Here is a 24845-nt window from a genome sequence, read left to right as displayed (position 1 = left end):
GCCTGATCGGTGTTTCTGTTTTTTATTATACTAAAAGTTATTTTTTTTACTACTTCAAAATTTTACTTTCGATCGTACTTTTTTGAAGAATAAACTAGCTAAATATGTTTTTTTATTCGCTTTCTGATTCATAAATTTCACGGTAGATGTCAAAATACTTCTGAAATATTACTTCATATTTTGCTTATTAAAAAAATATTTATGTTTTTTCCATCTATTTGATGTTTTCTTATTCTATCAATATTTTAATTTCTACAAGTTACCTTCTCTACAAAAACTAGAGAAAAAATTTAACCATACTGAAAAAGAGGCCAATTTTGAAAGCTCCTATGATAAAATTCCCTCCTATTATGCACCCACAACCTGTCAATGTCAGCATTCTAATCTAAATTAAAATTTTCTTTCTGTTATTTTGTGAAAAAGTTCGCTACAATGAAAAAGGATATTGAAAAATTTCCTGAAAATTATTAAGGGGTGCAATTGTTTAAATGAAAACCATTGTTTTTGATGTGGATGATACGATTTATGACCAGCAACAACCGTTTAGAAATGCGATCAAAACAGTCTTTCCTTGTGTAAAATCGGAGGACATGCATGCGTTATATATTCGCTTTCGTGTGCATAGTGATGAAACCTTTCCAAAAGTGATGTCAGATGAATGGACGCTAGAATTTATGCGTTTTTATCGCATCAATGAATCACTAAAAGACCTAAATTATCCAAGTGTTTCACAAGAAGACGGCTTATCTTTTCAAAAAACGTACGAAGATGAATTAGATAATATTGTAATGCATCCAGAAGTAACCAAGGTATTTGATTTCTTAAAAGAAAACAATATTCCTATGGGAATCATTACAAACGGTCCTACAGACCATCAATTTAAAAAAGTAAAACAACTTCAATTAGAAAACTGGGTTCCAACAGACAATATTATTATTTCTCAAAGCACTGGTTTCCAAAAACCAGAACGAGAAATTTTTGACCTTGCCGCTAAAGAGTTTAATATGGATTGCGAATGTACTTTGTATGTAGGTGATAGTTTTGAAAATGATATTGTAGGTGCCAAAAACGGCGGATGGCATTCGCTGTGGTTCAATCACCGATTAAGACAAATGCCTAGGGATGAAAAAACGCATCACATGGAAGAAGTAACTTCTTTTGAAGAGTTGCTTCCGACGATTCAATCAATATTTTCATAAAAGATACAAAAAATGCTGTACATTCCTTAATGAGAACATAAGGATGCACAGCATTTTCTTTATTCACCGATACTTAAAATCGTTCGGATATCCTCTTCAGTCATTTTGGCTAATTGTTCTTCATTTCCTTGGATTACTTTTTGGAACAACTCACGTTTTTCTTGTTGTAAGGAGTCCATCTTTTCTTCAACCGTTCCTTCTGCGATCATCCGCCAAACTTCCACAACATTTTTTTGACCAATTCGATGTGCACGTCCTGCTGCCTGTTCTTCCACCGCTGGATTCCACCATAAGTCATAAAGAATCACAGTATCTGCACCTGTCAAATTGAGACCTGTCCCCCCAGCTTTTAAAGAAATCAAAAAGACATCTTTTTCCCCGGAGTTAAACGCATCTGCCATTTCCATACGCTCTTTAGGCTTCGTGCTTCCTCTTAAATAAAATGTTGTTAAGCCAAGCTCGTGTAACTCTTTTTCAATGATTGATAACATACTTGTGAACTGAGAAAAAAGTAAGACACGTCGATTATTTTCTTTGGCAGCTACTAATAAGTCTTTGACTTGCTCTAATTTTCCTGATCCCCCTGTATAATCATCAATAAATAAACTTGGGTCACAACAAATTTGGCGCAATCGCGTTAAACCGGCCAAAATACTTAAGCGATTTTTCTTAAAGGTATCTTGATCCATTTGACTGACATCTTCTTGCATTTGTTTTAGATAAGCTAGATAAACAGTCTTTTGCTCTTCAGTAAGAACACTGTACAAATTACTTTCGATCTTATCTGGTAAATCAGCCAATACTGTTTTCTTGTCTCGTCTTAAAATAAATGGTTGGATCATTTTTGCAATTTCTTCAGGTTTCATCGATCTAAATAAAGTTTTTGCCGGGAATAATCCTGGTAAAATCATTTGAAAGATCGACCATAACTCATCGATATTATTTTCGATCGGAGTACCACTCAAAGCAAAGCGTTGAGGAACCGTCAAACTTTTAAGCGCTTGAGCTGTTTTAGTACCGCTATTTTTCACCATTTGTGCTTCGTCTAAAATCAAATAACCCAAATTTAGTCCTTGGTACATATCAATATCTTGTCTTAAACTAGCATATGACGTGATCACAATATCTAGATCAGCTTGATTTGCTAATTTTTCACGTTCTGCTTTATTGCCTGCCACAACTTCTGCCTGTAACGCTGGAGCAAACTTTTTAATTTCAGCTGCCCAGTTATAAATCAAACTAGCTGGTGCAACAATCAAAGCCGCTCCTTTTTGAATCTGTTCTTCTTTTTCAGATAATAAATAGGTGATCGTTTGAAGGGTTTTTCCTAATCCCATTTCATCCGCTAAAATACCGCCAAATTGATAATAACTAAGCATTTTTAACCATTTAAATCCATCAATTTGATAACTTCTAAGCGTTGCTTGAATGTTTGCAGGTAATTGCGCTTCAAATTTTTCTGGATGGGTCAAATTATCCACCATTTCTTTAAAAGAATCCGAAAAATGCGCACGGTGATTATTTTCCAACATATTTTCGATCATCAAACCTTGATTTCTTGGAACCTGTATCGTTCCTTGAACGTTTTTCATATTTTTTCTTAGCATAGTTAAGACTTCACTGGTTTGTTGAAATTCTTCTGAATCTAGTGAGAGAACCTCACCCGTTTCCAAAGTATAAAAACGATCTTTACGCAATAAACTGGCTAAAACAGCATCAATTTCTTGTTCGGCGATTCCTGTGATATCAAAACGGACATCTAGCCAGGAATCAGAGTCTGAAACTTCAATCATCGGTTGGTGATGCGCGGCATCTAAATACAGCTCCCGCAGCTTCTTGCCCATACGAACTTCTCCTAATCGACGAAACGTTGGAATTTCTGCTTTAAAAAAATAATATAAACGTTCACCTGCTGGTAATGTCTTTTCATAGCCAATTGACTCTTTTTGATAGCCAAATGCCGTTAGTTGTTCCAAAATCATTTGTTCCTTCTTAGCATCACGAACGACTTCTTGATTCGCTCCTGAGGCAATAGAATGTTCTTGATCCGTCGAAAACACAACTTCTCCATACATAAAGTCTACACGAACTTTGATCATCCCTTTGATTTTGCGAAAAATAAAGATTGTTTCTAAAGGATGATACACAACTTCCTGTGTCACCTCTTCACTAACAGTTACTGTTCCTATTTTTTTCAATAAAGGAATAACAGAGCCGAATAAGTCAGATAACTCATTTTTTTCATAGACAATCTCAGGTTTTTCCACGCGTTTTAGTAACTGTAATAATGTTGTATAGATTCCAGCTTGCTCTTGAGTAACCGTAAAAATTTTGTCTTTGCTAAAGGCCCACTGGTAATGAGATAAAAATGTTGTGAGCTGATCTGTGATCAGCAATATATAACGATTATCCGGTTGTTTACTAATATCGAAAAAGATAGGTAAGATACCTTTTGTGAACAATAAATGCCGGTATTTCTTTCCTTCATCATTTAGTTGAAAATAAGGAATTTTGTTCATTTTTTCAATTAATGATCGACCTTGATCAATCGGTAACACCAGATAGCGCTTATCAATTTTACCTTTTACTTGAATACCATTAGCTCCTAACAATTGACTCGTTTGATAAATTGCTGCTAATTGCTCTAATAATTCTTGGTTCTCAATTGTAAACGCTTCTTTTACTAAATCAAAGTGATGTTGCTTATTGATCAAGAAGCTCCCCTGCTTTTGAAAAGTTTGAAAAAATTCTCCGATATTTTTAATGATATAGGTTTTAGGTTTGACTCCTTGATAGCCCAATCGTAAAGAAACACCTAAAACAGCTAATTCAGGATAATAACTATTGGTTTCAATCACATCAACAATATACTCCACAGTTAGCGGTGTAATCGTACTTTTCCCCTCTGCTTGGTTCAGTTTGGCAAACCCTTTTGTAAACATTTCAGAGATAGATAAAGAACGTTTTTCAAATGTAATTGGTTGATCTTCTTTTATGATGCGCGAGGTGCCTTTTTGTCTTAAAGATAGCTCCACTGCAACAGTATGCTTACAATAACCATGATCCTTCCAATAAGGACATTCACAAATATCATTTTCTTTTGCGGTCCCATCTAATTGGACCCGATACAGTTCATTACCTAAAACCTCGGCATGCCACATTTTCTTTTCTGGATCTTGAATGATGGACAATACCCGGCCTTCTTTCATATACTCTCTACCGCGTTCAACGATTCGTTCTGGAATACTCCATTTCATTCTCTCACCTCCTAGGCTTACGCCGTTTGATAGGTCACTTGGCTCTGACCATTTCCATTTGTTTGGATTTGTAGTTGTTGCGGGATTCTTGCTTTTAATTCACTTACATGGCTAATAATACCGATCATTCTTCCTTCGTTTTCGATTACTTCTAAAGCTTCCATTGCCATTTCTAAGGCTTCTTCATCTAGGGAACCAAATCCTTCATCGATGAATAAGGCTTCAATCAAAACACCACCTGCTTGCTCTTGAATCACTTCCGCTAGAGACAGCGCCAAGGCTAATGCGGCAATGAAACTTTCACCGCCTGATAACGTATGTGCACTGCGAGTACTGCCTGCATTATCATCGTAAACATTGATTTCAAGTCCTGTTTGATTCTTGTAACTCCCAGAATCTTGATTCAGTTCAAATTGGTAGCGATTGTTTGTCAGTAACCCCAAACGTTGATTGGCTACCTTTAAAACTTCCTCCAAATAAGTCTGTAAAACGTATCTTTCCAAACTAGTTTTCCTTGGATTATCCCCGTTGACTGTCGCAGCCAATTGGTGCAATGCGGTAACTTCTGACCACTGTTGTTCAACTGAGGTAATCAATTCTTTGACTTGTTTTTGAATGCTTTCATTGGCTTGGATTTTTTCTAGTTGTTGGTAATATCTGGCTTCTTTCGTTTGAAGTGAAATTGTCAATTGTTCAATTTCATCCGTCAAGCTGTTTGTCTCAGGTTGCTCTTTATTTTCTAACTTTTGCTCCAGTTCAGTCAACTGAAATGCTAACTGATCCTGTTTTTTGTCGAAAGTTGTTAGTTCTTCTTTGATTGCGTCTAGTCTTGTCACTTCTTTTAATAACATTCGCACACTATTTTCATCCAGTTCGAAACTCGATTCTTGAATTGCTTTCATCAATTGCTGTTCTAATGACATTTTCTCTGTTAAATTTGTATCTTGCTCTTTCACAAGATGCTTTTCACTATTTTTTAACAATAATCGACTCTCTTTCACTTTCGCCATTTGTTCGTCGAGCTCTTGTTTTTGTTTTTCCCAGTTTATGATCTGTTGTTCAAGCTGTTGTTTTGTTGCAGTTATTTCAGCCAGGGAAAGTTGTTCATCGATCAATTGTTCAGAAATTGTTTTTAGTTTTGTCTCATTTGCTGTTTGTTCTAGTTGCTTTTCAGTGACGATTTTTTCTTGTTCCTGTACCTCTAATTGTTGCTCTTTCAATACTTTTTCTAGTTCAGTTATCTTGTTTTGGGCTATTTCAATTCGTTCTAATTCATGTTCAAGCTTAGCCGCTGTTGCCTGTAAATTCGCTGTTACTGATTCGATACCGTCAGAAGTGATTGGTGCTTTTAGAGTAATAATTTGTTTTTCTTGTAACTGTTCAAACAACGAATCAACTTTGTGTGTTTGTTCTGCCAGTTCTTGCTGCAGTTCTCGTTCAGTAAGCTTTACTTGGGTATACTGAGCTTGTAGTTTGGCAACTGTTACCTCTTGTTTTTGAGCCCTTTTTTCGATTTCATTCAGCTGATTTTCGATAGCTTGAATTTCCTCTAAAGTAAATTCTTGGTGCTCATTTTGTTTAGGATGCTCCACAGAACCGCAAACAGGACAAGGTTCACCAGCGACTAAAAATAAACTTAATCGACTAATTTGCATCTTTGCCCATTGGCTTTTTTGTTGCGCAACTTGTTCATAAATCGTCTCTTTTTCGACTGATGCTTCCTTTAGTTCAGCATCCTTAACAACTAGTTGCTCCACAATGCTATTTTTTTTGGTTTCAAGTTGTTCTTTCTTTGCCCAATTATCTATAAAAATCAGCCATTGTTCTCGATGCCGTTCTAATGTCAGTTGTTCTTTTTCGATTTGGGATTTTCCTTCTATCACGACAAGCTCTTGTTGATAGGCTTGCTCCGCATTCTGCTGCTTTTCTTTTGTCTCTGTAAGTTTCTTTGTTAAACTTTCTAACAGTAAATGATTTTTTTCAATCGTACTGTCTATACTTTCCTTTTCTTCATATAAAGGAATTTGAAATTGCAGCCTTGTTACTTGTTCTTTGGCTATTAGCATCTCAGCAGATCGTTGTTCATTTTCACTTTGTTTTTGTTCCAATTGTTGAAATAATTCTTGCTGTGTTTTTTGTTGTGATCGATTGCTTTTCAGCTCTTGCTCATAGGTTGAAATCAATTTAACTTTTTCATCGATCTTTTCAATCAAGCCTTGATGCTTTTGTACCCATTGCAGTTGCTGTTCTTCTGCTCTTAGCGCTTCGATCATCACGGCTGCTTGATCAAGTTCTTCCTTTTGTTTTTTGAGTTGATTTTGCTTGGTAAATTCATTTGCTAGCTCTTCTAAAGCAAACTTTTCTTGCTCCTTTTGTTGTTTTTGTTTTTGTAATACAGCTAATGCTGATTTTTCTATTGCTTGCTGATTTTGCATCGTTTCTTGTTGCTGATCTAGTAACACTAATTGCTGCTCTACAACCAGTTCTTTTTGCAACGGCTCTTGCCAATAGAGTTGATCTAATTTAGCTTGGATCATTTGTTGCGTTGCCTCGATTCCTTTATTGACCGTCTTTAATTGAACTTTTAGTTGTTCATTTAAGGTTTGATATAGTTGAGTGCCAAACAGGTTTCTAAGAACTTTTTCTTTATCATTACTATTTGCAATCAAAAACGTTCTAAATTCCCCTTGAGGTAAAAGAACAATCTGAGCAAATTGATTAGCATCTAAGTGCAATAATTCTTGAATAAACGTGTCAACTTCACGGCGTTTCGTATATTCTCTAAGCTCTTTTCCGGTATGATCTTTCACAATCAATGAAATCTTAGCACTTTGAGTACGCGTTCCCTCACCCCGTTTTTTGTAAAGTTCTTGTTCTGGTTTTCTTGTGATCTCATAAAAATAGTCTCCATGAGAAAAAGTTAAATGGACTTCTGTAGGCTCCGAAGGATCAGCAAATGTCGAGCGCATTTCCTTTCCTTGACGCAACTTCCCCGAACTTTCACCAAATAAAGCATAGCTCATCCCATCAAAAATCGTCGTTTTACCTGAACCCGTCTTTCCACTTATCAAAAAGAGAGACGAATCTGCAAACTTGTTGAAGTCGATTGTTTCAGCAATATAAGGGCCAAAGTTTTTCAATGCTAATGTTAAAGGTTTCAACTTATTTCCCTCTTTCTGCTTGATAGATTTCTGCTAGATTTTCTTTGATCCACACTTGTTGTTGTCTCGTCAGTTCCTCTCCTGTTACATCAGAAAAAAATTGAGCGACTAATTCGTTTGGTGCTAACGTTTTGATTTCCTTTTTTGTTTCATTGTGTTTTTGTTGCACTTCTCTTCCAAATAAACGTTCGACACCGATTACTCGTGGATAAATTTTCCTTAGTTGATTCATCATGTTAGGAATCACTGCACGATCCGTTAATTGAATATGTAAATAATTCTCACGATCGATCGACTCGTAAAATTCTTGTGTTGTTAGTTCTTTGAAGCTACCTTCGATTTGTATCACATTTCTTAATGGTGTGATTTCTTTAAATTCAAAGGTCGTTTCGTTCGCTTTGGTATCGACGATCCAAACCCCTTTTTTCTGATTCATTTCAGATAAAGAAAATTTCAGCGGTGAACCACTATAGCGAGCATTTTCAGCTTGTAAGGCATTTTTCCCGTGTAAATGACCTAACGCTACATAATCGAATGATTCTAGTAACGATAAGGGTACTGTATCCAATCCGCCTACCATTAATTTTGTTTCTGAATCAGATTTTTCACTGCCAGCTACAAAAAAATGACTGACTAAAACGTGTTTCATATCAGGTTTGAATTGTTTTTTCATTTCAGTTACAACTTCTTTCATCGCCTGTTCGATCGTCCGAATTTCTTCATTATCAAAATATAAACGAGCTGAAATTGGTTCAAAATACGGCAATAAGAAAAACTGAGTATTCTCCATCTCTACTGGCTGAAAAGCTTGATCCAAGCGAGTATTCAAATGAAAATTTGATTGAATAAACCATGGACCACCGGTTTCCAAACGTGTACTACTATCATGATTACCAGAAATCGCTAATACTGGGAATTTTTCCTGTAGATTCATTTCTATAATCATTTTATTGAAGACTTCGATCGCTTCAACTGAGGGAACTGAGCGATCATATAGATCACCTGCCACGACGATTGCATCCACTTGTTCTTTTTTTGCAATAGTCAAAATCTGCTGAAATGCATCCACTTGTTCCTCTAGTAAATCATACCCATGTAATTTTTTACCGATATGCCAATCGGCTGTATGTAAAAAACGCATTTTTCCACCACCTAAAAAAGTCCTTCTTACTATTATACCAAATTTAGGGAGAAATATATGGTTCAAACGTACAGAAATTTTCTGAAAGAAAAAAAAGCCTGAAATATAACTCTTCGAGTTACATCCAAGCTAAAAAAATCAAAATACTTATGCGATTTCTATTCTTTCACTTCATATTTAAAATTTGGATCGATTTCTTGATCCAAGCTGTCAAAAGCCGCCTGCATTCTACGCTCAACCTCAGCAATGCCTTCTTTATCCATCTTAGCAATATCACTGACGTCGATCGGTTCACCGAATCGAACAGTCACCCGACGCCGTTTAAATAAATCCTTTAACGTTAGTGGACCTTGATAAACAGCTGGAACAATTTTAACTTTAGCCATTTTTGCAATCAAGGCCACGCCGCCTTTTAACTCAGATGAATGACGGGTTCCGCTTGGAAACATAACTAAACTTAAATCTGTATTTTTTAACGTTTTGACAGGCGTCTTGATTGCACTTGGACCAGGTTTTTCCCGATCGACTGGAAAAGCATTGGCATGTTTTAAAATAAAACTTAAGAATGGATTTTTGAATAATTCCTTTTTCGCCATAAAACTAAATTTTTTCGGTGATCCACCGACAGCAAGGTACAAAGGCTCCCACCAGGTTCTATGAGGTGCTACTAAAATATAATTTTCATTTTGAGGAATGCGGTCTTTCTTTTCATAGTGAGCATTGCCGTTGATAATAAATAAAACGACCCGAACAACGCCACGCATAAATGTAAAAAACATGGTTTTTCTTCCTTTCTTTTCACTAGCTATAAGTATGCCGAAAACTGTTGCTTTTGACAAGTCTTTTTCACAGGTTTCTTCTAATCCTAATTGTAGTATAATATAAGGATATCTTCTGTTCCATCAAAGAGCTTTACTGTATAATCGGAGGTTTTGTACATGATTGAGTATAAAAAACTGAATCAAGCCCAAAATGAAACACATTTGATTGCGCTACTTTCTGAAAAACAAGAAGAAGAGAAAAATATCCCCGCAGAAGAAAATACACCATTCTCTTTAGCTTTATATGATAATGATTTTTATATCGGAGGTATCACTGCCAATAAATGGATGAATGAGACACATATTTCATTACTTGCAATTAACAAAGAATATCGCGGCAAAGGCTATGGCACTGAACTACTCAAAAAAGCAGAAGACTTTGCGAGTGCATCAGGTACTAAATTAATCACAATCAATACCCAAGACTATCAAGCAAAAACGTTCTATGAACAATATGGCTATCAAGTATTTGGTCAATTAAAGGACACACCTTTCATAGGTACTACAAAATATTTTTTAGTCAAACGAATCTGAAAAAAAGGAATGAATGACACATGCTATTAAAAGGGGAACGAATCGATCAATTATTTGCAAATGATATTCAAATCATCCAAAGTAAAGAGGTATTTTCTTTTTCGATCGACGCTGTCTTGCTAGCAAATTTCCCAGCCTATCCAAAAAAAGGCAAGATTGTTGACCTTTGTGCTGGCAATGGGGCTGTTGGTTTATTTGCCAGTCGTAAAACGAACGCTCATATCACCCAAATCGAACTACAAGAACGCTTAGCAGATATGGGCAGACGAAGTATTCAATTAAATCATTTGGAAGAACAAATGACTATGCTTGAACTAGATTTAAAACTAGCAACAACTGCTGTAAAACCTGATTCTGTTGATTTAGTGTTATGTAATCCACCTTATTTCAAAGAATTACCAACAAGCCAAAAAAATCCGAATCCGCACTTAGCTATTGCTCGCCATGAAATATATACAACACTAACAGAAGTCATTGAGGTTTCTGCAAAACTGTTAAAAACTAATGGACGTTTGGCCATGGTTCATCGGCCTGACCGTTTTTTAGACATTCTACACGCAATGGAATCTGCCGATGTCGCACCCAAACGTGTTCGTTTTATTTATCCTAAAGCCGGAAAAGAAGCGAATACTTTATTGATTGAGGGGATCAAGCAAGGGAAAAAAGAAGGATTTCGTGTCTTGCCGCCATTGTTTACTTATGATGACCAAAACAATTATTTACCTGAAGTGAAGGCGATGTTATATGGAAACTAATCATTATTTTTATGTACTCCACTGCAAAGATGAGACTTTTTACGGCGGTTATACCACAGATCCAAAAAGACGTTTAAAGGAACATAATAGTGGAGTTGGGGCAAAGTACACTCGACTTCCCTCTAGACTCCCAGCAAAAATAATCCATGTTGAAAAATTTAGTAGTCGTAGTGACGCAACCAAAGCAGAGTACGCATTTAAAAAATTAACAAGAAAACAGAAAATCATTTATTTAAGAGAAATGGGGCAGATCAATGAATGGAGTGATCCGAAAATTTGATTCTGCTGATGTCACACAGGTCGTATTACTCATAGCAGTACAGATTATCCAATGGGCCAGATGGTCAAAATACACGACAGAAAAAATTTCACGGCTAAGGCATCAGTTCTGCAATTATGAAAAAAATAGAACGACAAACTCTTGTAAAAATAACTTGATAATTGTTTGTATACAACAATAATGTCACTCTTGAAGCTACCTTATCAGAGAATTCAAAAAAGAGCTGTAAAAAAACTCATTAAGTCTTTCACAGCTCTTATAAATCAAGTTATTCAATTACTGTCGCACCTAATACGTGTTTAAAATGATTCAATGCCCATTCGTGTCCAACAGGATCGAAACTGGCAACTGCATTTTTATGAATAACAATCTTGTACCCTAAATTATACGCATCCACTGCGGTGTGAAGGACACAGATATCCGTACAAACTCCGACTAGATGAAGCTCCGTAATGCCTCTTTCACGCAGACGGATATCTAAATCAGTTCCACTAAAAGCAGAATAATGACGTTTATCAATCCAGTAAACATTGACTTTGTTTCGACTCTTTTCATAAACTTCTGCTAGTTTCCCGTAGAGTTTGCGACCGTTCGTACCAACAATGTTATGGGGTGGAAATAAATCATTTTCTGGATGCTTTGGATCATTATGATCATGGCGATCAATCGCGTAAACTACAAAATCATTATTTTCAATAAACGCTTGAGTTATAGCAAGTAAAGAAGACTCGATTGCTTGCCCTGCGCCACCTGTTGTCAATGCACCATCTGCTGCAACAAAATCATTCGTATAATCAATTGAAATCAATGCTTTCATTCAAAAACCTCCATTTAAAAAGTAAGACAGATTAAACAAGATGCTCCACAAAATGGATAACCATCTGTGCTGACTTTTCTCCTGCTTCTTCAATAAATTCATCAAAAGTTTGAGATGCTTCATGATCAGCCGTATCACTGATTGCTCTAACAACTAAAAATGGAATATTAAATTGTGCAGCTGCTTGAGCGATTGCAGCACCTTCCATTTCACAGGCCAATGCTTCTGGAAATTCTGAAAGAATGTTACTCACTTTTTTCTTGTCATTGACAAAAGAATCTCCAGTTACGATCAAACCATGATGAATCGACATCCCTGTCTTCTCAGCTGCTTTTTTCATTTCAATTTTTAGATAATCACTTGATTCATAATATAACGGCATACCAGGCAATTGTCCCGGCTGATAACCAAATCCAGTAACATCTACATCAAAATAAGCTAATTTGTCTGCAATCACTAGGTCACCAACAGCTAGTCCTTGTCCAATGCCGCCAGCCGATCCAGTGTTGATCACCATATTTACACCATACTGATGGATCAATAAGGTTGTCGTAACAGCTGACAATACTTTCCCGATTCCAGAACGAACAACAATCACTTCATGTCGGCCTAGCGAACCTGAGACAAATAATGCTCCAGCTCTTTCCCAAGATCGTGTATCAGATAATTTTTCTTTTAAGATTTTCACTTCTTGATCCATTGCTCCGATAATTCCAATTTTCATAGTGACTTCCTCTTCTCTATAAATTCAATACGATAAATATAACAATAGCCAACAAAATCGCAACAATAATAATCGCTTTAGTCAGCGTACTACTGCGCTCTCGGATTTTTGTTTGCTCATTTGAACGTGATTTGGTAATTTCTTTTTGCTTCTTATGTTCTTTTCGATAAAAGTTTGAGATTTCTTTTTCTTTTTTACGGTATGCTTTGTCAGCTGATTTTTGCTCTTGCGCAAATAACTTTTGTGCCTCTTTGTCAGCCTCTTCTTTTCGTCTCCGTAATTCTGTCCGAGTGACCAACGGACCTTTGCTCATTGTTTATCCTCCTTCAGCTGCTGTTTTAGCTGCTGTAGTTCCCAATACTGCACAGCAAAGATGGTTTTTGCATCACAAATCAGCCCACTAGCAATTTCTGCTTTCGCTTCATCTAATGTGATTGTATATAATTCTAAAATCTCATCATCGTCTTGCGGACGGGGATTAGGAACCTTTACTAAATCTTGCGCAAAATAAATATGAAGAAGTTCATTTGCAAAACCAGGAGAAACATACATAGACGTCACAAAAGTAAATTCATTTGCTCGATAGCCGGTCTCTTCTTCTAATTCTCGCTCTGCCGTTTCTTTTGGATTGTCCTGTTCACCAGGGTCGATTTTTCCAGCAGGAATTTCTAAAAGAACTTTTTCCATCGGTTTTCTGAATTGTTTGACCATGATCATTTTATTGTCTGCTGTTATTGGAATAATCGCAACTGCTCCAGGATGAAAAACAAGTTCACGTGTACTAGTTTCACCATTAGGTAATTGGACTTCGTCCAAAACAACCTCAATCATATGTCCTTTAAATATTTCTTTTCTGGAAATCGTCTTTTCCTCAAACTCTTCAAAGTTCATCATGCAAGTTCACCAATCTTTCTATGGATATCATACCTTAATTTTGAAATTTTATCACTTATCACTCTTTTTGTGAATCCTTTATTCACAGTATCTGGGAATTTTTGAGGTTATTTAACTATTTCTACAAAAAATGTAGCATGCTCTCATCAAAAAAAGAGAGGAATAAAACTATGGCACTAGTTTTACTTCTCTCTACTATCTACAGCTTTTATCCTGCTCATCATTTAAAACTATTTATTTTCTAATTCAGCTAGAGAGTTCATGACTTTAATTAAATCTGATTCATTACTACTTTTCTTGCTATTTAAGGTCCAACTGATACATTGCAAATAGTGATCTTTACCTTCTACTAAATCGTAGATGTAATAAACCTCTACTCCATCTTTACTTGCTGTAAAAGTACGGCGTTCACCTTTTAATCCATTATAGTTGATTGCAGCTTTTTTTTCATTTGTAATCTCACCTAAATCAGACAAATCCACAGACTGTTTAAATACATCAAAACTATCAAAATCTTTTTTTGCTTCACTTAACACCATATAGTATTCTTCATTTGTAGTATTTTTTAAACTGACATCCGCATTATCACTTAATTCTTTTGCTTCAACAGATTGCCAGCCGTCTGTCATTTCTATTTTAAAGTTTCCATTCTTGGTTTTGATTACTTCGATTTTATTTTTTGAATCACTCGGTTGCTCTTTTGTCTCATCCGTTGCTACTTGGTTTTCATCTACAGTAGTGCTTGTTGTTGAGCGATCACGAGGTTCATAAAATACCTCATCATCTCCATAAGAACTTAATTCTTCCACACTCGAACTCGTTTCTTCTAAATAAGCATCGTCATCCTCTTCTTCTACGACACTACGTCCAGAACAACCCGTGACGACCAACCCCACTAATAATATAGTTATGATTTTAAATTTCTTCACAATGTTTCTCCTTTTATCCAGATCGTTGTCTTCTATTATACCTTACGTTTCTATTTTTTTCTCATCTTTCTTTTGACTTTTTTGTGAACAATTTAGCTGACTCTACATCTAAAGTAGTAAAAAACCCCTTTTTTCCCTTGCCATTTCTTACATTTTCACTAAATATCAAAATCAACCTTTGGACTGATATTATTTATAGCCCAGAATGTGCTAAAATAACTTATGTAGCGGAGGTTAACAACTTTCGATGGAATGAATGATTGGAGGGAACTTAAATGAGAAAAGGAAGGCTTATCAAAATAGTTGCTTATTTATTTTTAGCAGGTTTAGTTCTACGTTTTATTACTGGTGTTCACATACCAGCTGTTGTCGTGATTCTTTTGCTTCTTGTCGTTCTGCTTTTTAATGGATCAAAAAAGAAAACTGGAAAAAAAGAAGAAGCATTGCCTAATCTTACAAAAACAAAAGAGGAACATTATGCAAATTTAGGTATGACGGATCAGGAAATCAATTTTTTCCGTGATACAATGAATACGACTAAAAAGCAAATCGTTCAGTTGCAGGAAAATATGAATGCCTCTACTAAATTAAGAGCGGTCGACTTGCGCAACGATACGTTACGAGTATCCAAAGCTCTCTTTAAAGAGTTAGTGAAAGAGCCTAAAAAACTGCATTTAGCGAATCACTTTTTATATACTCACTTACCTAATTTAGTCGATTTAACGAGTAAATACTTAGAAATCGATGACCATGAGATCAAAAATAAACAAACATATGAAAAATTGGAAGAAAGTGCTCAAATTATTGACCAAGTCTCTAAATTAATCAAAAAAGATTATGAACAGTTTGTAGCTGATGATTTAGAAGACTTAGATATTGAGATATCCGTTGCTAAAAATAGTTTAAAAAGAGATAATAGCAGTAATGAACGTAACGATGAATTTTAATTATTGTTTCACTTGATCACTATACTTTGACTCATGTTTTATACTGTGTACTTGCATGAGCTGAAGTCTCGGTACACTTTCAAATTTAGGAGGAAATAAAATGGAAGATAAACCAAAAGATATCACCCCTGTCAGTGATACTTTAGATGACTTATTGAATAACCCTTTTTCAACACCTATTGATTCATTAACAGCAACCCAACAAAGTGAGATCTCTGCTTTACAGGATCAGCAGGTTGCAACTCGATTAGTGGATAAATTGCCAGAAGATCGTCAAGCCCAAGCACGCGAGTTAGCATCTAAAATCGATGTACAAGACTCTCAAGCTGTGATCACCTATGGTTCAGCAGCGCAAACAAAGCTAGGCGAATTTTCTCAATCGATGTTAAATCACGTACAATCTCAAGATATCGGTCCTGTTGGTGATTCCTTAACAGATTTGATGTATCGATTAAATGAAGCGAATCCTGATGAATTACGAGCGGGCGAAGGGAATATTTTTCAAAAAATGTTTGGTAAAGTAAAACAATCGATTTTTGAGATCACTGCGAAATATCAAAAAATTGGTGCTCAAATTGATAAAATTGCGGTCAAACTAGAAAAAGAAAAAAATGGTCTTTTAAAAGATAATCTAATGTTAGAACAACTTTATAATAAAAACAAAGATTACTTTGATGCCTTAAATATCTATATTGCAGCCGGTGAGTTAAAGACTGAAGAACTGCAAATGAAGATCATTCCTGAAGCTATGAAGAAAGCTGAAGAAACTGGTGATCAAATGGACGTACAAATTGCGAATGACTATACGCAATTTTTAGATCGCTTAGATAAACGAACACACGATTTGCGTTTAGCACGTCAAATCACGATCCAACAAGCACCTCAAATTCGTTTGATTCAAAATACCAATCAGGCTTTAGCAGAAAAAATTCAAGCATCGATCAACACAGCGATTCCGCTTTGGAAAAACCAGGTAGTGATTGCATTGACTTTATTACGTCAAAAAGATGCTGTAACAGCCCAACGTCAAGTATCTGAAACAACTAATGATTTATTGAAGAAAAATTCTGAAATGCTTAAGATTTCTGCAATTGAAACGGCAAAAGAAAATGAACGTGGTATCGTTGATATCGATACATTACAAAAAACGCAAAACGATTTAGTTGAAACAATCCAAGAAACATTAAGGATTCAGCAAGAAGGAAAAGAAAAACGTCGTGCGGCTGAAATCGAATTAGGTCATATGGAAGAAGATTTAAAAACAAAATTATTAGAATTGACACAATAACAAAAAATACTTAACCAAGCTTTTCTCGCTTGGTTAAGTATTTTTTAGACTAACTCATGATAAGAAGTGCGAATCTTCTCAAACAATTTTGTATACGGTTTTAACCCTGTATATTGTTCAATCGTCTGATCTAAGCCTTGCTCTTTAATTGCTTTTTGAAGCGCACAAGCTTCTTCATCTGTCGGTTCTTCAAATTTCATCGCTGCAGCAATCGCAATTGCCAAAGCCTTAGGCGTTTCATTAAATGCTTCCACAAATTGTCTAGCAGGTTGAATAAATCGATCATTTTCACCTATTTTTCGGATCGGTGAGCGACCAACACGTGTTACATAATCTGAAACGTAAGGATTCTTAAAGCGCTCAATGATTTTATCAATGTAGGCTTGATGCTCGTGGTGAGAAAATTGGAACTTTTTCTCCAATAACGCTCCTGTTTCCTCTAGAGCACTTCGTACGATAAAGAGAACCTTCTCATTGTGAATCGCATCTTCAATTGATTTTATATTTCTCATATGACCAAAATAAGCTGTGACTGCGTGACCTGTATTTACTGTAAACAATTTACGTTCAATGTAGGGCGTTAGGTCGGGTACATAATTTAACCCAGCAATTTCAGGTGCATTTTCTTCATTTAAAGGCTCCTCGACAACCCATTCATAAAATGGTTCTACAGTCACAGTCAACAAATTTTCATGATTTTGATTTGGAACAATGCGATCGACTGCTGAATTGGGAAAGGCTACAAATTTCTTAGCGTATTCTTTGGCTTCAACTGTTAACAATGGCAAGACAGCTGCTTGAAGAATTTCAGAACCACCAATCATATTCTCACAAGCAATAACGGTCAAGTATTCAGCAGAACCTACTCTTAGCTCAATTCCTTTAGCGATAACTTCTGCTACTCTTGGTAAAACTGTTGGTCCTACAGCAGTTGTAACTATTTTTGCTTCACTGATATATTTTGCTAATCGCTCCACTTCTTTACTGCTGTTGACAGCCTGTACCCCTTCAATCATAAATCGCTCTTGCTCTTCGTTAGCCAAAATAACTTCATATTCGCCTTGCGTGTTGATTGCCTCAACAATTTTTTCGTCAACATCGGCAAATACCACTTGGTACCCTGCTTGAACTAATAACCAGCCAATAAAGCCACGTCCAATATTTCCTGCGCCAAAATGAACTGCAATTTTTTTCATACAGTCACCTCTTCATTAAACAATTCAATAATCTGTTCTTGTGAGTCAGCTGCTACTAATTTTTCTACATTTTCTAAATCTGAGCAAACTAAAGCAATCGCTGATAACAAGTCTAAATGCTCATCGCCAATTCCTGCAATCCCAATAATCAATTTCACTTCATTGCCATCAAAATCTACTCCTTCAGGTACTTGTAAAATAACGATACCTGATTTCTTGATTAGATGTTTCGATTCATCCGTCCCATGTGGAATCGCAACTAGATTTCCAATATAAGTCGTAGTTAATTGGTCTCGTTCGACCATCTTTTCAATATACTCTGGTGCTACGTAGCCCAAACTGGTTAACTGTTTTCCAGCTGCTTGGATAGCTGTTTTTTTATCAAAAAATTGCTGATTTAACGCGATATCTTCTTTCTTTAAACTAATCATTTTATCTCCTCATCTCTAAGTAATTTAATAATTTCTGAACAAAATAGGCGGATACTTCTTCATTTGTTCCATATTCTAAAATTTCAATGACTTGTCTATTATCAACAAAAAGCGTACTGATATAACTAATGATTTCCAAACCTTCTTGTGAAAATTTTTCTGGAACCAATAGTAACGCGATTCGATTGATCGCCATTTTTGTATGATCCATGGTTTCGATAAAAATCGATTTTTCTAACGAAAAAAGTTGAAAAAACGGTTCTTTTATTGATTCGTTACGTGCATGAAACAGTCCAATTTGCGTATTTGGAATACCAAAGGCTTTCTTATCCTCGTCGTTCAAAAAGATACTAACGACTGCCTCGACATCTAACTCTGCATCTTTCTCCAAAAGCTGTGTACAAATGACCCGAACCGTGTCTTCAATCGTTCCAAGATTTTCATTTAACTTAGAGTAGTTGAAATTTTTTAAAATTGCTAAAACAATCGATGTAAATCGTTGCTTTTGCTCTAAAAAATGTGTTGCTTCTAACAAAGTCAACTGAACTGCTTGTTCTTCGTAGGTAATTTTTTTATGGTATTCACTATGCAGACTTTTCAAAAAGACACTGATTTGTGAAAGCTCTCTTTCTGTCAACATAGGAGATACCAAAAAATAATCAAAATCCACTGATCCTAGATCAATAGTCGAAATGATAACATGGTAATGTCCTTCTGCTTTTTTTCTACTCAGCTCAAATAAAGAGACTGTTTCTAATTTTTCTAATTGAGGAATTCGCTGACGCAAGCGAGTAACCAACATTCTAGATGTTCCTATCCCACTTGCACAGACAACTAATCCAGAAAAACGATTTTCACTCTCTAATTGTAAAAGGACCGCACCAAAGTGTAAAACTAGGTAACCGATTTCTTCATCAGGTACGTGACTTTTTTGATACACTTGGTCAAACGCTTGTCTGATAACTACAAATAAATCGGCATAATCTTGCTTGATAGAGTGAATTAAGGGATTGTAAATTCGCATTCCTTGTTGGAGGCGCCTTAATGTAGGTCGTAGATGTGCAATCAGCCCTTTGGTTAACAACTCTTTAGGTAACTCTTGTCCTAGTTTAGATTCAACTTGTTCAATCAGTTGCTTAACTAAAACCAAGACTTCTAATTCTTCATTTTCCATGAAGCCCATGTTACTTTTTGTAGTCTTCACACCTCTAAGATGTGTTGTGACATAGGCAGCTTCTCCATCTGGGACAACTTCTACTTCCATTTCAAGAATATCTGCTAACATTTGTTTTGCCACAACAAATTCTGGATAATTGATCATTTTATCATTATCTGTGTGTGCTTGAATAAAGTTTCCTGCAATCATTCGTTCTATTGAAATGGAAATATGCACAATTAAATTAGCATAAGCCTCATCACTGATTTCTTCTAGATTTTGTTTGCGCCAATTACGGACACTAAATTCTACTTTCTTCAATAATGTTTCATTGACTAAATCTAGCAAACGCCCTTCTACTCGATCATTAGTGGCTACTTCACGGGATTTTTCTTGAAAGAACTGTAATAATTGATAGTCTGGAAACTGTTGGCCAAAGAGCTCGCTCATTAAGCTTCTTTTTTGTGCTTCATCAGCTTGTAAAGAGACACCTGTGCCTCGTCTTCTTTCAATTTTTACTGTTTTAGGTAGCCGCTCTTCGATTTTAGTTAGATCATTACTAATCGTTGAAATCGTAACATTTAAATCATTTGCTAGTCCGGCAAGTTTTAAGCTTTCTTCTTTCAACAAAGTTTTGAGAATTTTCTGCTGCCGCTCTTCTGGACTAAATTCGTTATAAGACAGATCCATCAATTGCCATCGAAAATGTTGTTTATCTAAATCAACGCCTTCTAAAGATAAAATCCCTTGCTCCTTCACCAATTTAAGCTGATAAGTAGATAACGTTTCCTCTACTTCTTTTAAATCGCGTCGAATCGTCCGTTTACTAACATTTAAATCCTCTGCTAACTCATGAACAAAAACGGGACGATTATTAGTCAACAGCTGCTCCAAAATAAGTCTAACTCTTGCTGAAAGATACATGAGATTCTCCTCTCTAGAAAATGATTATTTTTATTTAAACAGATGTTTTAACAGCCAATAATTTTTCTACTAATTCATCATATTTATTACTACTTAGAAAATTATCAACTGAAACGTGATAGGCTTTTGGTAATCGCTCTTTTGCTCTCGAAGTTAAATCTTGATGTGTCACAACAATATCAGCATCATTAGGGAGTTGAGCTATGGCCGAATTGACTACTTCAATCGTTAATCCTGCTTTTTTTACTTTATTTCGTAAAACAGAAGCTCCCATGGCACTTGATCCCATTCCAGCATCACAAGCAAAAATGATTTTCTTAGTATTTGCAAGAATTTCTACTGCATTACTCATCTTTTCAGACGCAGAAAAACTTGTTACCACATCTGGATTAACTGTTTTTCGTCCTTTTAAAGCACTTGCTTTTTCAGACGCTGCTTCAATCGTTGTCTCAGTTTCTTTAGACGTTTTTAACACTACAGCTGAAATCGCAAATGATACCGCAGTTGCGACAATAATTCCCGCAAAAACACCTAAATAGCCATTTCGAGGAGTCATCGCTAAAATAGCAAAGATACTACCCGGCGATGCTGGCGCTACTAAACCAGCATTAAATAGTGAGAACGTCATAACACCAGCCATGCCACCACCAATGGCTGATAGAATCAAAATTGGTTTCATCAAAATATAAGGAAAATAAATTTCATGAATTCCACCTAAAAAATGGATAATAATTGCACCTGGTGCTGTTTGTTTTGCACTTCCGCGTCCAAAAATCGTATAGGCTAGTAAGATACCTAATCCAGGTCCTGGATTGGACTCTAATAAAAACAATACAGAACGGCCTGTTTCAGCGGCTTGTTCGATTGCAATCGGACTGATCACACCATGGTTGATGGCATTATTTAAAAACAATACCTTAGCAGGTTCAACAAAAACGCTTGCTAGCGGTAGTAGTGAGTTTTCAACTAAAAATCCTACACCTGTTGCTAAAAGATTATTTAAACCTTCTACCGCAGGACCGACGATCAAATAGGCAATGATTGCTAATATCGATGCTAAAATTCCAGAAGAAAAATTGTTGACTAGCATTTCAAAACCTGGTTTGATTTTGCCGTCTACTAATTGATCAAATTTTTTAATGCAGTATGCTCCTGCAGGTCCAACCATCATGGCGCCTAGAAACATAGGGATATCTGCTCCAGTAATCACGCCCATTGTAACCATTGCACCCACGACCCCACCGCGAATATCATAAACCAAACGCCCCCCAGTAAAACCAATCAGAATCGGTAATAAGTAAGTAATCGTTGGTCCTGTTATCTCATTTAATTGTTCATTTGGAAACCAGCCTGTAGGAATAAATAAGGCTGTTAAAATTCCCCACGCGATAAATGCTCCAATATTCGGCATAATCATTCCGCTAAGAAAGCTTCCGAACTGTTGAACTTTCACTTTTAGATTCCCTTGTGTTTGTTCCATTGTTTTCCTCCTTCTATTTAAAACAAGAAAAATTTTGAGTCATTCAATCTGCGCAGATCAATTCTCAGACAACCGCTTGGATGTCTTCTTTATTGTAATCGCTCACTTGTCACCATACAAGTGAATGAAAGCGCAAATTTGTCCAAACAATTTGGACAAATTATGAAGAAGGTTTTATTCACTTGACTTGATGCTTTTAAAATGTAAAAGAGTTGGAAGTAAAACTAAAGACTAGTTTTACTTCCAACTCTAAATTCTATTAAATCGTTTTCTACCATTCATTTTCTAAGCAAATTTATCTAACTAAAATAGATGTCACTATGTTTAGAACAGTTCGAATTAAATAACCGTCCGCAGTTCAAGCATTGTGCTTTTTTTTGATAGTCACTTACCGTCATTTCTAACTGACAAGCTCCGCAAAGAACTACTTTCGCATCCGGTTCAGTGGCAACTGGCCATGCTTCAAAATGATGTAATTCTTGTTCATCATGACATTGGTAACAAGCATAATATTTTTTACAAAGATAACATTTATTCGCAATGATATCCACAAGAGAGCTATAATGAGTACATCTACCTTCTTTATCAACCATTGAACCAAATATTTTTACCAACTCAAGACCCCCTTTTAGCAAGAGATTTCGAGATTCTTTTTGAAATAAATACTGTTAAAAATGCTTTAATGGTATCTCCAGGAATAAAAGCCAGACTGGCAAGCAAACTGTTTGATAAAGAGACATCGGATAATAGACTTACCCCAACAGCTCCACAGAAATCAATAAACAATGCCCCAAAAAGGAAAGTAATGCCAAAGCCATACATACTATTTTGATTATTTGGGTTGAATCTTTCAGTCAGCCAGCCAATCATAAATGTTGCAATAGGATAAGCAAAAAGATAACCTGCTGTGACACTAAAAAAGACGGTCATCCCTCCTCTACCACCTGCCAACAATGGAAAACCAACTGCTACAAGTAATAGAAATAACAAGGTTGCAATTGTCCCATTCTTTTTGCCGAGAAGTAAACCACTGAGCATAAACCCAGCGTTTTGAATAACAATTGGTACAGGTAAAAGGCTAATTGGAATTGGTGGAAAAAAACCTAAAACAATAATAATGCTGATCATAATGGCAATTTTAGTGATATCTTTTGTTTTCATGTGTTCCCTCCAAATGTTTAAACAAGATTTATATATTTAAAATACTATTTCAACCCACCTTTGTCAACCTTAATATAAAACAGGTTGACTTAAAAACAATAAATAAACATCTTAATGAGAAATAGACTTCTAACCGATTGATGATTAAACGATTTTTCACCATAGTTCCCTTAACTTCATTCTAATCTTTTGATTAACATTCTAGTTTGAAAGAATTCAAGTAATGACTTGTAAAAATAAAGGGCGTAAGTTTATTTTTCTTATACTAAAGCTATGTCTTTAGTTGTTTTTCTTGATGAGAATGATACAATAAAGTAAAAAGTACTTTTATCTAACTTTAGGGGAGATGACTAATTTGACACGCTTTAGTTCAAAGGAAGAAGAAAAACAATATTATGAGCAACAAGCTACTGAAACTGACTTTTTAAAATGGTACCATCAACAAGAACTTCCTGAATATGAAAAACCTTCTCTGACTGTAGATATTGTTTTGATGTGCTATAACAAAGAAGAAGATCAACTGAAAATCTTGCTGATCAAAAGAAAAGGCCATCCTTATAGAAATTCATGGGCATTACCAGGTGGTTTTGTAAATAGAAGCGAATCTACTGGGGAAAGTGTTTTGCGGGAAACACAAGAAGAAACTGGTGTCATCATTTCTAAAGATAACATCGAACAGCTTCATAGCTTCAGTCGACCTGATCGAGATCCTCGTGGTTGGGTAGTAACGGTTAGTTATCTCGCTTTCATTGGTGAAGAACCTTTGATTGCAGGAGATGATGCAAAGGAAGTTCGCTGGTTTACAATGAAGCGTAAAGAAAGCCTGCTTTCTCTTAATAACGGCGATGTGAATATTATTTTAGATTTAGATACAGGTGTTTCAACGGGAAAAGACACATTAGCTTTTGATCATAGTGAAATCATTCTAAAAGCTTTTAATCGTGTGGCGAACAAGATGGAACATGATCCACAAGTGCTGCAAGTCTTAGGAAAAGATTTTACAATCACTGAAGCCAGAAAGGTCTTTGCTAAATTTTCTGGAATCGATTATAAGACAATCGATCACTCCAATTTTAAAAAAGCTATGCTTCATCATTTTGAAGAAATTGGTGAACGTCCTGTGGGCATTGGTCGACCTTCAAAGATTTATCAGTTGAAACACGAAAATTCAAATAAAAAATAATCGTCAACAATAACTTAAACGGTAAGAAAGGCGGAGAACATGGTCGTTTATTTAAGAAGAGCTGTACCAGATGATCTTAGCACTATTATTGAAATCATTACCTACGCGCAAAAACTTCTGTATGATCAAAATATCCCTCAGTGGCAAAATAACGACGGCCCAAATCAAAAACTGTTAGAGTACGATATCAAGCTTCAGAGATGTTACGTACTCATTGTTGATCAAGCTATTGCTGGCCTAGGAGTGCTTTCATCAGAGATCGAAGAGCCCTACGAACAAATCAAAAATGGGCAATGGCAACTGACTTATGGGCATTACATGACGATCCATCGTGTTGCGTTAGCACCATTTTACCAAGGGAAAGGATTTGCATCACTTTTGATGAACTATCTCATTACCACTGCTAGATTGAATGACTTTCGAGATATTCGGATCGATACCCATCCGCAAAATACTGCGATGCAACGCCTAATAGAAAAAGTAGGTTTTAGCTATCAAGGGGAAATTTTACTACCAATTAGCAATGGGGCACGTTTCGCTTACCAAATGATCTTAACTTAAATAAAA

At 35.8% G+C, this 24845-nt stretch carries 23 protein-coding genes; 8 read left to right on the top strand and 15 right to left on the bottom strand.

The window, feature by feature from the left end:
* Positions 1 to 488 precede the first annotated feature (488 nt).
* Positions 489 to 1199, top strand: coding sequence for an HAD family hydrolase (locus tag BCR24_RS05920; RefSeq protein ID WP_069639651.1), 711 nt, complete (start codon positions 489 to 491; stop codon positions 1197 to 1199).
* A 59-nt stretch (positions 1200 to 1258) separates the two neighbouring features.
* Here the strand turns inward: BCR24_RS05920 and BCR24_RS05915 are convergent, their stop codons facing one another.
* The 4 genes from BCR24_RS05915 to BCR24_RS05900 form a co-directional block, all read right to left on the bottom strand.
* A complete protein-coding gene (locus BCR24_RS05915; RefSeq protein WP_069639650.1) occupies positions 1259 to 4456 on the bottom strand; it encodes a DEAD/DEAH box helicase in 3198 nt (1065 codons plus the stop codon).
* Positions 4457 to 4473: 17 nt separating this feature from the next.
* Positions 4474 to 7617, bottom strand: a complete 3144-nt coding sequence (locus tag BCR24_RS05910) for an AAA family ATPase (protein ID WP_069639649.1) — start codon at positions 7615 to 7617, stop codon at positions 4474 to 4476.
* Position 7618: 1 nt separating this feature from the next.
* Positions 7619 to 8758 (bottom strand): exonuclease SbcCD subunit D, encoded by a 1140-nt coding sequence (locus BCR24_RS05905; RefSeq protein WP_069639648.1) that lies wholly within the window; start codon positions 8756 to 8758, stop codon positions 7619 to 7621.
* Between the two features lie 158 nt (positions 8759 to 8916).
* Positions 8917 to 9537: a lysophospholipid acyltransferase family protein gene (locus BCR24_RS05900; protein ID WP_069639647.1), complete on the bottom strand. Its 621-nt coding sequence runs from the start codon at positions 9535 to 9537 to the stop codon at positions 8917 to 8919.
* A 159-nt stretch (positions 9538 to 9696) separates the two neighbouring features.
* Between BCR24_RS05900 and BCR24_RS05895 the strand changes: the two genes are divergently transcribed.
* The 3 genes from BCR24_RS05895 to BCR24_RS05885 are packed head-to-tail and all read left to right on the top strand — an operon-like array spanning position 9697 to position 11148.
* Positions 9697 to 10113 carry a GNAT family N-acetyltransferase gene (locus BCR24_RS05895; RefSeq protein ID WP_083244328.1) on the top strand — a complete coding sequence of 139 codons (417 nt, stop codon included), beginning with the start codon at positions 9697 to 9699 and terminating at the stop codon, positions 10111 to 10113.
* A 20-nt stretch (positions 10114 to 10133) separates the two neighbouring features.
* Entirely contained in the window at positions 10134 to 10868 is a 735-nt protein-coding gene (locus BCR24_RS05890; protein ID WP_069639645.1) for a tRNA1(Val) (adenine(37)-N6)-methyltransferase, read from the top strand.
* Positions 10858 to 11148, top strand: a complete 291-nt coding sequence (locus BCR24_RS05885) for a GIY-YIG nuclease family protein (RefSeq protein ID WP_069639644.1) — start codon at positions 10858 to 10860, stop codon at positions 11146 to 11148. Before BCR24_RS05890 ends, BCR24_RS05885 begins: the two co-directional genes overlap by 11 nt.
* Before the next feature lie 268 nt (positions 11149 to 11416).
* Here BCR24_RS05885 and BCR24_RS05880 read toward each other — a convergent pair whose 3' ends face one another.
* From BCR24_RS05880 to BCR24_RS05860, 5 genes are all read right to left on the bottom strand, one after another.
* Positions 11417 to 11965 (bottom strand): cysteine hydrolase family protein, encoded by a 549-nt coding sequence (locus BCR24_RS05880; RefSeq protein ID WP_069639643.1) that lies wholly within the window; start codon positions 11963 to 11965, stop codon positions 11417 to 11419.
* Positions 11966 to 11996: 31 nt separating this feature from the next.
* Complete coding sequence (locus BCR24_RS05875) at positions 11997 to 12689, bottom strand: 5'-methylthioadenosine/adenosylhomocysteine nucleosidase (RefSeq protein ID WP_069639642.1); 693 nt, start codon at positions 12687 to 12689, stop codon at positions 11997 to 11999.
* 16 nt (positions 12690 to 12705) lie between these two features.
* Entirely contained in the window at positions 12706 to 13002 is a 297-nt protein-coding gene (macP, locus tag BCR24_RS05870; protein WP_069639641.1) for a cell wall synthase accessory phosphoprotein MacP, read from the bottom strand.
* On the bottom strand, positions 12999 to 13583 hold the full coding sequence (locus BCR24_RS05865; protein WP_069639640.1) for an NUDIX domain-containing protein: 585 nt from the start codon (positions 13581 to 13583) through the stop codon (positions 12999 to 13001). Before BCR24_RS05865 ends, macP begins: the two co-directional genes overlap by 4 nt.
* Before the next feature lie 230 nt (positions 13584 to 13813).
* The gene (locus tag BCR24_RS05860) at positions 13814 to 14512 is read right to left on the bottom strand and encodes a hypothetical protein (RefSeq protein ID WP_069639639.1); all 699 of its coding nucleotides are present in this window, start codon (positions 14510 to 14512) and stop codon (positions 13814 to 13816) included.
* A 275-nt stretch (positions 14513 to 14787) separates the two neighbouring features.
* Between BCR24_RS05860 and BCR24_RS05855 the strand changes: the two genes are divergently transcribed.
* Positions 14788 to 15459, top strand: a complete 672-nt coding sequence (locus tag BCR24_RS05855; protein WP_069639638.1) for a 5-bromo-4-chloroindolyl phosphate hydrolysis family protein — start codon at positions 14788 to 14790, stop codon at positions 15457 to 15459.
* 100 nt (positions 15460 to 15559) lie between these two features.
* Entirely contained in the window at positions 15560 to 16747 is a 1188-nt protein-coding gene (locus BCR24_RS05850) for a toxic anion resistance protein (protein WP_069639637.1), read from the top strand.
* A gap of 44 nt (positions 16748 to 16791) precedes the next feature.
* On the opposite strand, the gene BCR24_RS05845 is transcribed toward BCR24_RS05850, so the two are convergent.
* The 6 genes from BCR24_RS05845 to BCR24_RS05820 form a co-directional block, all read right to left on the bottom strand.
* The gene (locus tag BCR24_RS05845) at positions 16792 to 17943 is read right to left on the bottom strand and encodes a mannitol-1-phosphate 5-dehydrogenase (protein WP_069639636.1); all 1152 of its coding nucleotides are present in this window, start codon (positions 17941 to 17943) and stop codon (positions 16792 to 16794) included.
* Complete coding sequence (locus tag BCR24_RS05840; protein ID WP_069639635.1) at positions 17940 to 18374, bottom strand: PTS mannitol transporter subunit IIA; 435 nt, start codon at positions 18372 to 18374, stop codon at positions 17940 to 17942. Before BCR24_RS05840 ends, BCR24_RS05845 begins: the two co-directional genes overlap by 4 nt.
* Position 18375: 1 nt before the next feature.
* Positions 18376 to 20454 (bottom strand): BglG family transcription antiterminator, encoded by a 2079-nt coding sequence (locus tag BCR24_RS05835; RefSeq protein WP_069639634.1) that lies wholly within the window; start codon positions 20452 to 20454, stop codon positions 18376 to 18378.
* 34 nt (positions 20455 to 20488) lie between these two features.
* On the bottom strand, positions 20489 to 21934 hold the full coding sequence (locus BCR24_RS05830) for a PTS mannitol transporter subunit IIBC (protein ID WP_069639633.1): 1446 nt from the start codon (positions 21932 to 21934) through the stop codon (positions 20489 to 20491).
* 299 nt (positions 21935 to 22233) lie between these two features.
* The gene (locus BCR24_RS05825; protein ID WP_239574239.1) at positions 22234 to 22548 is read right to left on the bottom strand and encodes a CHY zinc finger protein; all 315 of its coding nucleotides are present in this window, start codon (positions 22546 to 22548) and stop codon (positions 22234 to 22236) included.
* A gap of 1 nt (position 22549) precedes the next feature.
* Complete coding sequence (locus BCR24_RS05820; RefSeq protein WP_069639632.1) at positions 22550 to 23095, bottom strand: biotin transporter BioY; 546 nt, start codon at positions 23093 to 23095, stop codon at positions 22550 to 22552.
* A 355-nt stretch (positions 23096 to 23450) separates the two neighbouring features.
* On the opposite strand from BCR24_RS05820, the gene BCR24_RS05815 reads away from it, so the two are divergent.
* Both BCR24_RS05815 and BCR24_RS05810 read left to right on the top strand, forming a co-directional pair.
* Positions 23451 to 24278, top strand: coding sequence for an NUDIX domain-containing protein (locus BCR24_RS05815; RefSeq protein ID WP_069639631.1), 828 nt, complete (start codon positions 23451 to 23453; stop codon positions 24276 to 24278).
* Positions 24279 to 24317: 39 nt separating this feature from the next.
* Positions 24318 to 24839: a GNAT family N-acetyltransferase gene (locus BCR24_RS05810; RefSeq protein WP_069639630.1), complete on the top strand. Its 522-nt coding sequence runs from the start codon at positions 24318 to 24320 to the stop codon at positions 24837 to 24839.
* The last annotated feature ends 6 nt before the right edge of the window (positions 24840 to 24845 follow it).

Origin of the sequence: Enterococcus ureilyticus (assembly GCF_001730315.1) — a bacterium.
In the GTDB taxonomy this organism is placed as follows: Bacteria; Bacillota; Bacilli; order Lactobacillales; family Enterococcaceae; genus Enterococcus_L; species Enterococcus_L ureilyticus.
The sequence above is the reverse complement of the archived record's forward strand: the minus strand, read 5'-3'. Positions and strand labels throughout refer to the sequence as shown.

What these genes read in the sequence shown, in the direction of transcription:
- BCR24_RS05915 (WP_069639650.1), bottom strand. Translation starts at nt 4,456, where the DNA reads ATGAAATGGAGTATTCCAGAACGAATCGTTGAACGCGGTAGAGAGTAT.
- BCR24_RS05855 (WP_069639638.1), top strand. Translation starts at nt 14,788, where the DNA reads ATGAGAAAAGGAAGGCTTATCAAAATAGTTGCTTATTTATTTTTAGCA.
- BCR24_RS05865 (WP_069639640.1), bottom strand. Translation starts at nt 13,583, where the DNA reads ATGATGAACTTTGAAGAGTTTGAGGAAAAGACGATTTCCAGAAAAGAA.
- BCR24_RS05845 (WP_069639636.1), bottom strand. Translation starts at nt 17,943, where the DNA reads ATGAAAAAAATTGCAGTTCATTTTGGCGCAGGAAATATTGGACGTGGC.
- BCR24_RS05810 (WP_069639630.1), top strand. Translation starts at nt 24,318, where the DNA reads ATGGTCGTTTATTTAAGAAGAGCTGTACCAGATGATCTTAGCACTATT.
- BCR24_RS05830 (WP_069639633.1), bottom strand. Translation starts at nt 21,934, where the DNA reads ATGGAACAAACACAAGGGAATCTAAAAGTGAAAGTTCAACAGTTCGGA.
- BCR24_RS05820 (WP_069639632.1), bottom strand. Translation starts at nt 23,095, where the DNA reads ATGAAAACAAAAGATATCACTAAAATTGCCATTATGATCAGCATTATT.
- BCR24_RS05850 (WP_069639637.1), top strand. Translation starts at nt 15,560, where the DNA reads ATGGAAGATAAACCAAAAGATATCACCCCTGTCAGTGATACTTTAGAT.
- BCR24_RS05880 (WP_069639643.1), bottom strand. Translation starts at nt 11,965, where the DNA reads ATGAAAGCATTGATTTCAATTGATTATACGAATGATTTTGTTGCAGCA.
- BCR24_RS05885 (WP_069639644.1), top strand. Translation starts at nt 10,858, where the DNA reads ATGGAAACTAATCATTATTTTTATGTACTCCACTGCAAAGATGAGACT.
- macP (WP_069639641.1), bottom strand. Translation starts at nt 13,002, where the DNA reads ATGAGCAAAGGTCCGTTGGTCACTCGGACAGAATTACGGAGACGAAAA.
- BCR24_RS05905 (WP_069639648.1), bottom strand. Translation starts at nt 8,758, where the DNA reads ATGCGTTTTTTACATACAGCCGATTGGCATATCGGTAAAAAATTACAT.
- BCR24_RS05890 (WP_069639645.1), top strand. Translation starts at nt 10,134, where the DNA reads ATGCTATTAAAAGGGGAACGAATCGATCAATTATTTGCAAATGATATT.
- BCR24_RS05875 (WP_069639642.1), bottom strand. Translation starts at nt 12,689, where the DNA reads ATGAAAATTGGAATTATCGGAGCAATGGATCAAGAAGTGAAAATCTTA.
- BCR24_RS05900 (WP_069639647.1), bottom strand. Translation starts at nt 9,537, where the DNA reads ATGTTTTTTACATTTATGCGTGGCGTTGTTCGGGTCGTTTTATTTATT.
- BCR24_RS05895 (WP_083244328.1), top strand. Translation starts at nt 9,697, where the DNA reads ATGATTGAGTATAAAAAACTGAATCAAGCCCAAAATGAAACACATTTG.
- BCR24_RS05840 (WP_069639635.1), bottom strand. Translation starts at nt 18,374, where the DNA reads ATGATTAGTTTAAAGAAAGAAGATATCGCGTTAAATCAGCAATTTTTT.
- BCR24_RS05835 (WP_069639634.1), bottom strand. Translation starts at nt 20,454, where the DNA reads ATGTATCTTTCAGCAAGAGTTAGACTTATTTTGGAGCAGCTGTTGACT.
- BCR24_RS05920 (WP_069639651.1), top strand. Translation starts at nt 489, where the DNA reads ATGAAAACCATTGTTTTTGATGTGGATGATACGATTTATGACCAGCAA.